The sequence below is a fragment of the Paenibacillus tyrphae genome, from assembly GCF_024158745.1.
GTDB lineage: Bacteria > Bacillota > Bacilli > Paenibacillales > NBRC-103111 > Paenibacillus_G > Paenibacillus_G tyrfis_A.
Genome location: NZ_JAMZAW010000021.1, coordinates 154,767 through 164,294, shown reverse-complemented (window position 1 = coordinate 164,294; position 9,528 = coordinate 154,767). Strand labels below are relative to the sequence as shown.

Annotated in this window: 12 protein-coding genes; 7 read left to right on the top strand and 5 right to left on the bottom strand. The window is 48.4% G+C overall.

Translation table 11 applies throughout. The features are described from left to right. The 4 genes from NI000_RS27270 to NI000_RS27255 all read right to left on the bottom strand — a co-directional run. A partial coding sequence (locus NI000_RS27270; protein ID WP_253414516.1) for an ATP-binding protein occupies nucleotides 1–987 on the bottom strand: 987 nt, incomplete at its 3' end. After that, a complete protein-coding gene (locus NI000_RS27265; RefSeq protein WP_253414515.1) occupies nucleotides 975–1,529 on the bottom strand; it encodes a hypothetical protein in 555 nt (184 codons plus the stop codon). The genes NI000_RS27270 and NI000_RS27265, both read right to left, overlap by 13 nt. A gap of 7 nt (nucleotides 1,530–1,536) precedes the next feature. Next, nucleotides 1,537–2,769 (bottom strand): hypothetical protein, encoded by a 1,233-nt coding sequence (locus tag NI000_RS27260; RefSeq protein ID WP_253414514.1) that lies wholly within the window; start codon nucleotides 2,767–2,769, stop codon nucleotides 1,537–1,539. Nucleotides 2,770–3,393: 624 nt separating this feature from the next. Continuing rightward, entirely contained in the window at nucleotides 3,394–3,570 is a 177-nt protein-coding gene (locus NI000_RS27255; RefSeq protein WP_253414513.1) for a hypothetical protein, read from the bottom strand. A 316-nt stretch (nucleotides 3,571–3,886) separates the two neighbouring features. On the opposite strand from NI000_RS27255, the gene NI000_RS27250 reads away from it, so the two are divergent. From NI000_RS27250 to NI000_RS27225, 6 genes are all read left to right on the top strand, one after another. Then, the gene (locus tag NI000_RS27250; protein WP_253414512.1) at nucleotides 3,887–4,318 is read left to right on the top strand and encodes a GNAT family N-acetyltransferase; all 432 of its coding nucleotides are present in this window, start codon (nucleotides 3,887–3,889) and stop codon (nucleotides 4,316–4,318) included. Between the two features lie 5 nt (nucleotides 4,319–4,323). Then, nucleotides 4,324–4,839, top strand: coding sequence for a GNAT family N-acetyltransferase (locus NI000_RS27245; RefSeq protein ID WP_253414511.1), 516 nt, complete (start codon nucleotides 4,324–4,326; stop codon nucleotides 4,837–4,839). A gap of 4 nt (nucleotides 4,840–4,843) precedes the next feature. Continuing rightward, nucleotides 4,844–5,365 (top strand): hypothetical protein, encoded by a 522-nt coding sequence (locus NI000_RS27240; RefSeq protein ID WP_253414510.1) that lies wholly within the window; start codon nucleotides 4,844–4,846, stop codon nucleotides 5,363–5,365. Nucleotides 5,366–5,375: 10 nt separating this feature from the next. After that, nucleotides 5,376–6,017: a histidine phosphatase family protein gene (locus tag NI000_RS27235; RefSeq protein WP_253414509.1), complete on the top strand. Its 642-nt coding sequence runs from the start codon at nucleotides 5,376–5,378 to the stop codon at nucleotides 6,015–6,017. An 88-nt stretch (nucleotides 6,018–6,105) separates the two neighbouring features. Next, entirely contained in the window at nucleotides 6,106–6,816 is a 711-nt protein-coding gene (locus NI000_RS27230; protein WP_375541008.1) for a GNAT family N-acetyltransferase, read from the top strand. A gap of 72 nt (nucleotides 6,817–6,888) precedes the next feature. After that, entirely contained in the window at nucleotides 6,889–7,782 is an 894-nt protein-coding gene (locus tag NI000_RS27225) for an ATP-grasp domain-containing protein (protein WP_253414507.1), read from the top strand. 4 nt (nucleotides 7,783–7,786) lie between these two features. Here NI000_RS27225 and NI000_RS27220 read toward each other — a convergent pair whose 3' ends face one another. Next, complete coding sequence (locus tag NI000_RS27220; RefSeq protein ID WP_253414506.1) at nucleotides 7,787–9,070, bottom strand: NCS2 family permease; 1,284 nt, start codon at nucleotides 9,068–9,070, stop codon at nucleotides 7,787–7,789. 72 nt (nucleotides 9,071–9,142) lie between these two features. Here NI000_RS27220 and NI000_RS27215 point away from each other — a divergent pair, with 72 nt between their 5' ends. After that, nucleotides 9,143–9,505, top strand: coding sequence for a DUF4339 domain-containing protein (locus tag NI000_RS27215; protein WP_253414505.1), 363 nt, complete (start codon nucleotides 9,143–9,145; stop codon nucleotides 9,503–9,505). Nucleotides 9,506–9,528: the final 23 nt, after the last annotated feature.

The following is a 9,528-nucleotide window of genomic DNA, read 5'->3' as shown; positions in this document are numbered from 1 at the left end:
AATTTTATTAATATGTGAAACTTCTCTTATCAATTCTTCTTTTAATTCAATCAAGTCACGTTGTTCAAATGAAACATTACTAAGATTCGTTTGAACATCTGCAAGCTCTTGCTCTTTATGAACCAACTCTTGACGAAGTTGTTGAATTTGAAGTTCGAATTTTGAAGAATCTGACTTTCGATTTTTCACTTCATTTCGCAAAAGTTGAACTCGTTGCAGTTCCAGTTTATCTACAGTCAATTTTCTTAAGAGTTCACTTGATGGAAGACTGCTTACGTCATACCCCATTTCGGTAGCCAGAACGCCAAAATTATCGAATAATATTTTTTTTGCATCTCTTTGCTTCTCATACTCACGCAATTGCCCCAACATGGCATAGAAATCAGAAAAACGATGGCCTACTAATAATTCAAAGATGACCTTACGTATATGGACCGAATCTGAAACGAAATTACCATCCGTTTTATGCTCTTTATATATTTTCTTTGGTTCTGTGCCTTGGTCATAATGGATGAGGCGAAACAAGTCTGTAAAATTGACTTTAAAGTGAGACGTGCCTTGCCAAACATCAACTACTTCAATACCCAACTTTTGAAGTAACCAGTCTGAATAAGTGGATTGTCCCTCTGGCATATGTTGTCTGTTTAAATACAATGACTCTTCTTTACCACTCTTGTCTTGGACAATAATCATGTTATTCTGTTTTTGGCCAAAATAACGTTTAATCAAATAAGGTTCATGATTAATTTCAATTTCAAGAAGCACAAAATTGTTAGTGTCGTTTTTGACCTCTTTATGGACTTCTGTTTTAGAAAAATTAAACATTTGAACATAGTCGCCAAGTGCATAACAGATTAACGCACTAAATGTTGATTTTCCTCCACCATTTCCAGCTTCAATAATATTTACGCCATCTGATAATTTTGGCGAACTATAGGTGTACTTATCGCCATTGTAATGCACTCGATTAATTTTTAATCTTCCCATATATGTACACCCCTTTTCCTAAACAATTCATCAAGTAATGAGTCAGTTTTCATTGTTCTGATATATGAGAACATGGATTTAATTTGTTTACTATGGTCACGTTCCATACGAAATAACTCTGAGGACGAAAATTCTTCTGGAAGGTTTTCATTACATAACCATATATCAAATGATTTTCTCGTCTCATTTTTGGACATTGAAAGAATACCCTTTTGTTGAAGCGCATAGAACAATGACCCTGCCCAGTTCAATCGCAACCGACTTTTTAGGTAGGTTTCCTTTAAATGATTCCTATCAATAGGTGATGCTTTACTGTCCAATGCTTTATTAGAAGCTACAATCGAAAATAATGCGTGATTAGACAAAAAAGGAATTAAATAATTTAATTTTGACCATTCTTGTAAGCGTTGCTGCTTACTTGTAAAACCCAGTGTCTGTAAAAAAATTATCGTATTGTAAGCGAAATAATAATAATCATCTTCCGCGCTAAACATCATTCGTTTCTTAACGTTCACATTTTCATTCTTTATTTGGTCACCCATTGCACATTTAATTCCTCCTGTCAAAAGCTAAATAACATGAATTAATTAATTCATAAACTGTATCTCGAACAGCATTTTCACTTTTAAAAGGATAATGATAATCTTTACCCCAATCTTCTAAATGTGCTGTCGCTGAACGAACCAACATATCTATCCAGTCGTCAACGATTGGTGGTTCAACCGTAGATTGACGTGTCTGTTTATGTACGACTCGTATCAACTGTTCTTCACAAGTCTCAAACACACGATAAAGATATGCGCCACGTTCTTGCGGCTGAACTCTTAATAATTGTTTTTCAATTGAACCAATTTTTCGTGCGAAAATCTCAAAAGTTGATTCATCATATTCAGGTGATACGTCTTTAATTTTACTGTCAATATTTCGACCATCAAATGGTTTTTCCATTGACTCCCAATCTTCATAGCAAGGGTCTAATGGCTTTGCAGACGCAATATTGTTACCTATTTCAAGAAATTTTGCTCTTACTGTATCCGCATTAATCATTCGATGAATTGGGTCTTTAAATGCTTGTCTTTTTTCGAGTTCTTTATCCAATGCATCAATGATATACTGTTCTTTTCCAGAAATAGTAACTGTATCATACAAACGACAGCTCTTAACTTTTGACAATAACGAAATTTCAAGTTCATTTTCGTCTTCTTGGTCAAATTTCCAATCAATCTGTTCTAGGAACTGCGTCCATATTTCATCTGTATATTTTTCAATTATATCTAAATACCCAGTCTCATGTTTATCCTCGTATTGCTTTCTATAGTCGTCTAATACGATGCATTTAAGATATGGTAGTACCGTCTCATAATCCCTATCCATCAATAGACGCATAAGTTCTTTTTCAGGCAGCTCCAACTTATGTTTTTTCAGTAACTCAGTTGTACGTTCATTTGTAATACCAGTGTTGGTATAAAAGCCAAAACGAATATGTTTTCCATGATGTAAATACACATCTAGAAAGCTTACTAAACTATTCTTAACCTCATCTGAGTTTAGTGAAAAACATTTTGATTCATAACTTTTATCGCTCTCTAAATATTCATTGCTCCCACCATTCCCATCATTTGATGTGATATAGACATCTTCAATATACTCACATGCAACAAGCACAGAGATATTTGTGGATTTTTCAAGTTCGTCAAATATTAGTTGGATAGCTCTTAGTCGCTGCAGCCTTTCACCCTTACTTTGTTCACCTACTACCCGACTGATAACACTTCTCTCCATAGGCTTCCATCCTTATTATTATGAATCTTATGCACTATGGCATTTCGACACCATCCTCCATTATTCCTTTTTATTGTCCAAATTTTTGGATGACAAGGAATATATAACCTTCATAATAGAACATATGTTTCCATATTATCATTAGGAGATTAGTATGACTACTAAAAAATTTTCGAGAATAACCTTTTGCAATATTAATTAAATAATAAAATAAACACTCGTTATGGACCGAGTGTTTATTTCCCTTGGAATCATCTAAAATTATTCTTATTCGAGTCACAAATGCTTCAAATTTATATTTTAAAAGCAAATCGTCCAGTTCAACAATGATATAGCCTTTAACTAGACGATAGAGTAATGCTTCTTCTTGAAAAAGCAATCTTAACGTGAAGTTGCCTTTTTGGTTATGGAAAAAATATCCTTTCTGGATGAAAACAAAGTGTAAGAAAGCCACAACAGCTTGCAACTCAGATTTCGAATCTTATGTATTCCATTGTTCCATGAATTAATGAAAACAATATGATATTAAAAGAAAGCGCTAGGTATTTGCACGACCTTGATAATACACATAACCTCGGATGAACTGTTTGTACTAGACTCGAGCTGCCCCGTCATGTTCAACCCTCAGGCTCTGACCGTCCCGTCGCTCATGACAGCCAGCGTATGCGCCATCCCTCCGGAAACGGATACCACCGTCAACGACGATGACCCTTCCGGCTCCGCGCGCACGTACGCGAACGATCCGAGCCATGGCCCGGCGGTCAGCAAGAAAACAAGCAGCCAACGTATCCTTTTATTCAAGCTCCAGCCTCCATTCCCATAAACGAACAATAATCGCATCTATTGTAAGAAGTTTTCCAAGTCTCGTATACTTACGAAAGTTAATGGAGCAACCAACTTTTTTGAGGAAAAAGGATTTGCATGGCTTTGGAAAAACTTTTCAAATCCTATATACTGAATATAAGAAAGAGCTTTCCTGACTAAACCAAAAAGACGGTTAACGAAATTCATCATTAATAACAGCAATGAATGAGCGCAAGCTTGCATCACCCGCTACTTTTTTTATACCCTTAACCTTTCGCATCGTTTAGATCACACACCCAAAGGAGCGATCCCCTTGCTAATCGATATCAAATCCAGATTGAACCAGCCCGAAATCGCGGAGCTTCTTGAATACTCCATTTTTCCCGACCCGGTTCGGCTGGCGCAAACCCTGGACGACTATAAGCGCAACGAAGAGCTTGAAATGTACGGCTACGAAAAGGACGGAAAGCTGATCGGCCTCGCCGGCTTCCGGATCGATTCCGGGCGCGTGATGGAGCTGCGGCACATTGCGGTCCAGCCGGACTATCGGGGACAAGGCTATGGCCGGGGGCAAATTTTGGAGCTGATCCACCTCAAAAACCCCGCGGAAATCGTCGCGGAAACGGATGAGGATGCGGTCGATTTTTACCGGAACATCGGATTCGAGATTGTCAGCCTGGGCGAAAAATATCCGGGTGCGGAGCGGTTTCGCTGCACCTATGCGGTTGAGCCGGAGGAGGAATAGGAAGCATGAGCCGTTCCGTTGAAATCGTCGAAATCCGGGCGTACGAGCCGGAATCGTTGGAGCAGCTGGCCGAGCTGCTGATTGATGCCGTGGAGAGCGGCGCTTCGGTCGGCTTTTTGCCCCCGTTAAGCAAGGAAGAAGCCATGAATTATTGGAAAAGCGCGCTGGAGCCCGGCGTCGTCCTGTGGGCGGCCAAACTCGATCGGGCGATTGTCGGCACCGTACAGCTCCAGCTCGCGCAAAAAAAGAATGCCGCCCACCGGGCGGAAATCGCCAAGCTGATGGTCCATACCCGCAGCCGCAGACACGGCATCGCCCGCGCTCTGATGCTGGCGGCCGAGGAACGGGCCCGCACCGAAAACCGAACGCTGCTTGTGCTCGATACGCGCGCAGGCGATCCGTCCAACCTGCTGTATCGGTCGCTCGGGTATGTGGAGGCGGGACGCATTCCCCGCTACGCCCGCTCTGCGGACGGCAGCCTGGACGATACCGTGTTTTACTACAAGGAGGTCGAGCTATAGCGCCATGAAGCATCTCCTGCTTCTTCTCGCATGGCTGCTGGCAAGCCAACCTGTCACGACTCCGGAGACCGTCACGCAGCCCACGCGAGCCAGCCAGGCCGCGCCGGATCATTTTCCGTATAAGGTTTCCTTATTAACCCATGCGTTTGAAAAGTTGATGGCTCTGGAGCCAAGCCTGGACTCCAAGATGCAGTTTATTTCTTTGGATTGGCAGATGACGGACTGGAAGCTGTCCGAGGACGAGCGGAACGAACTTATCGATCATTTTCATACGAAATACGGCGCGGAGATCCTGTTCGACTCCTATCATCAATTAAAGGAGAAAAACAAGCTGGACCCGAAAACGAACAGCCTCTACGGTATCCTGCTCAATATCGAGAAACTGGAAATTCATTCACCGGAAAGCGTGACGGTCACCGGCGGAAAATATCGCTCTCCGTTAGGCGCCGCGGGAATGACAACCACTTGGCAGAAAACGAAGGATGGCTGGGAAATCGTCAAAATTACCGATAATTGGATCAGCTAGGAGGCTCGGGATGAACAAAACAACCGTATATTTAGTCCGGCACGGACAGACGGAATGGAACGTACAGCACCGGTTTCAAGGTCATCAGGATTTTCCGCTGACGGAGCTTGGCTTGAAGCAGGCTCGTTGGCTGGGCGAAGCGCTGCTGGAGCAGCCGCTCGATTGGATCTACAGCAGCTCCAGTCTCCGGGCCATCAAGACTGCCGAGCTGATCCGCGGCAGCCGGCCCATTGCCATGACGGAATGCGACGAAATGAAGGAAATCAACCTGGGCGAATGGGAAGGACAGGTCGCTGCCGAAATTGCCGAGCGCTGCCCGGAGGCTTACGAGCACTTCTGGCGTCAGCCGGACCGCTTCCGCGCCGCTCAAGCGGAGACGTTCGCGGAGGTGGAGCGGCGCGCCCTCGGCAAGCTCCGCCACATTCTGCAGGGCCATGCCGGGCAGACCGTGCTGATCGTCACCCATACGGTCGTGGTCAAATTGCTGATGGCCGCTTTCGAACAAAGGCCGATCGAGCAATTATGGGAGCTGCCGTACATACATCCGGCCTGCCTATGTAAGATCGAGTTTACTGAGGACGGCAAGCCGGACATCAAGCTGCACGGCGACATCAGCCATTATCAGGAATCGCTTCAGCCTGCGGAAGGATAAATGACGCATGATCCGGGATGGAGGTCTGGAAATGAGCATCGTACAAGTTACCTCAGATAATATCGCTCGGGAGCACATCTGCTGCGCCATGTCGGACAAGAAAGCCCAGCACGGCGTCAGCCTGAAGAAAGAGTGGCTGGCGTGCCGTTTTCAAGAAGGGCTTGTCTTTAAAAAGCTGGACGCCAAAGGAAAAGTGTTCATCGAATACTTGCCTGCCGAGAACGCTTGGGTGCCCATCGATGCGCCGAACTATACGTTCATCAACTGTTTCTGGGTGTCCGGAAGCTACAAGGGACAAGGCTATGGGGCACAGCTTTTGCAGGAATGCATCCGGGATTCGGAGGGCAAAGCAGGCATCGTTGCGGTATCGAGCCACAAGAAGCGGCCATATCTGTCGGAGAAGTCTTACTACGTGAAACACGGGTTCGAGGTGTGCGATACCGCCCCTCCCTATTTCGAGCTGCTCGTCAAGCGGTTCGATCCGAACGCCCCGCTTCCCCGGTTCAAGGAAAGCGCCAAGCAGCAGACCGTTGCGGACGGTGATGGCCTGGTCGTGCTGTACACGGACCAGTGCCCTTTTACCGATCATTATACCGGCGAAGAGCTCGATGCCATTGAACAAGCGTACGGAATCCCGGTGAAGCGCGTGAAGCTCACGACCAAGGAGCAGGCGCAAAATGCCCCGTCCGCCTTCACCACGTACAGTGCGTTTTATAACGGACGGTTTGTCACGCACGAGATTTTGACGAAAGCCAAATTCGATAAGCTGTGGAACACGCTCGGGGAGCCGCAGGGTTAGAAGTGGGTGCGGTTTTATCCAGGGTAGATACCCTCGGAAGCCCCCGATCCAGAGCCGAAGGAGAGACTTACGGTGAACATTGTATTTTGCAGCGATCCTCTGGACCCGAAAACGGCGGATGCCGACTACGAGCTTGAATACCGCACGGCCGCAGGACTGGGGCTCCCCGTCGAGCTGATCTCGCTCGAAGACTTGCTGGACGGACAGGCGGCTCGCGCCGTCCGGCGGGTCCGGGAAGCGGACACGGCTGAGCCTGCGATTTACCGCGGATGGATGTTGAAGCCCGCGCATTACGAGCAGCTGTACATGGCTCTGCGACAAAAAAACATCCATCTGGTCAATACGCCGGAACAGTACGTGCTCTGCCATCATTTTCCCCATAGCTACAGCTTCATTCAAGAGCATACCCCCGAGAGCCGGTGGCTGGACATCGCTGCGGTCCACTCGGACATCAACCGCGTCCATGACATGCTAGCCTCGTTCGGCAGCCGGCCGCTTCTTCTGAAGGATTACGTCAAATCGCGGAAGCACGAATGGGCGGAAGCCTGCTATATTCCCGATGCGTCTGACCGGAAGCAGGTGGAAAAGGTGCTGAGGACTTTCATTGGGCGGCAGGGTGACGGGCTGAACGGCGGAATCGTGTTCCGAGAGTACGTCGAGCTCGAAAAACTGGGAGCGCACGAAAAAAGCGGTATGCCCCTATCGAAAGAATACCGTCTCTTCTTCTACCGGCACCGGCTGATCGCGGCGCAAAATTATTGGGAGGAAGTAGCCTACGACGCGGAACAGCCGGATTTAAACGTGTTTGTCACGATCGCACAGCGGATTCGCAGCAGCTTCTTCACCATGGACATCGCAAAAACGACCGCGGGAGAATGGTTGATCATCGAGATCGGCGATGGGCAAGTATCCGGCCTTCAGGATATGACGGATGTGGAGACTTTTTACCGGTCGTTTCTGGACTGAGAGGTCAGATAAACGGCAGGGCAAAATTCAAGACGAACAAAGCAGCGATGGCCACGAACACCGGGGAAATTTCCCGTCGTTTGCCCGCCGCGAGCTTCAGGATCGGGAAAGCCACGAAGCCGAGCCCCATGCCGTCCACAATGCTGGAGGTGAGCGGAATTCCGGCCACGATCAGAAAGGCAGGCAGCCATTCCGACAAATCGTCGAACGGAATATCTTTCACGCCTCGGAGCATCAATCCGCCGATCAAAATCAGCACTGGCGCGATGGCCGAATCGGGAATCAGCCGCATGACCGGACCGAGCGGCACCGCGCAGGCGAAGAGCGCTCCGGCCGTTGCGGCCGTTAAGCCGGTCCGACCGCCGGCAGAGATACCTGCGGCGCTCTCTACCGCAGTCACCGTTGGACTCGTGCCCAGAACGCCGGAAGCAGCTACGGATACGGCTCCCGCCTGAAGGCTGCGGGCCGCCTTCCCCGGTTGCCCGATGAGCCGAAGCTGGGCGTCGATGAGCCCGATGTTTTCGAACAGCACAACAAGCACGAATGAAAACACCGCGGTCCAGAATACGACGGACGACAGCCCCGAGAACGACATCGCTCCGAACACGGAGCCGTAAGCCGCCAGCGATAATTCCGTCCCCACGCCGTCCCAAGCAAGCTGCCCGGTCACGGCCGCCAAGCCGGTACCGGCCGCGATCCCGATCAGCAGGTTTCCCGGGACGCCGCGGACGTACAAAGCCAAGGTCACGGCCAGCGTGGCCAGTGTCAGCAGCGTGTGCGCACTGCCGAAATCGCCGAGCGCAACGATCGACGAACTGCCGGGGACGACGATGCCCCCCTTTTGCAGTCCGATAAAAGCCAAAAATAAGCCGACACCCGCGCCGATCGCATGCTTGAGCGAGTCGGGAATCGTAGCGGCAAGCCGCTTGATCAGAGGCGTAAAAGCAAGTGCCGAGACGAGTAAGCCGGATACGAAGACGGCCGCCAGCGCCTCCGGCCACGACAGCCGCATTCCTTGGACGACAGTGTACGAGAACAGCGCGTTAACGCCCATTCCCGGGACGATGACCAGCGGACTGTTCGCCCAGAGACCGACGAGCAGCGATCCGAAACATGCCGCTAGCGCCGTCGCGATCACCCCCGCCTCGTACGGAGTACCCGCATCCGCCAGGATCGATGCGTTGACGGCGACAATATAAACCACCGTAACAAACGAAACGACGCCCGCGGTCATTTCCGTACGGACGGTCGTACCGTGCTGTTGTAGAAGAAACCGTTTGGTTAGCATGCGCACCCTCCCGAGCGACATCCCGCGCGCTCATTAGTTCCATACCTAAAATGCCAAAGGATGATCACGGCAATGAAACTGACTTGGTACTATCAAGCAACCGCTGCAGAAGGCCCTTTCTCGCAAACGGAAATGGAACACTTGATTGCAAACGGCATCATTGACGGGTTCACCAACGTAAGGGCAACGACCAGCGGACCGTGGATTCCTGCCAAAGATACGGACGCTTTTCATGCGGCTTTTCCTTCGGCTTTTGACGCCTTGCCCCGCCAAGAACGACGGAAGCATAAGTTCAGCCTCCGCGTCTCTCTTTATGTGATCTGCTTTATTGTTAACCTGTTCGTAGTTATCTTATTACTAATTTCTGTGGGACAGTTGGCGAATTTGGCGATGCTCAGCTTGGCCTTTCTCTTTTTCAGGCGGATGATTTTGTAAGATCTTTTTTTGGGGGAGGCTGC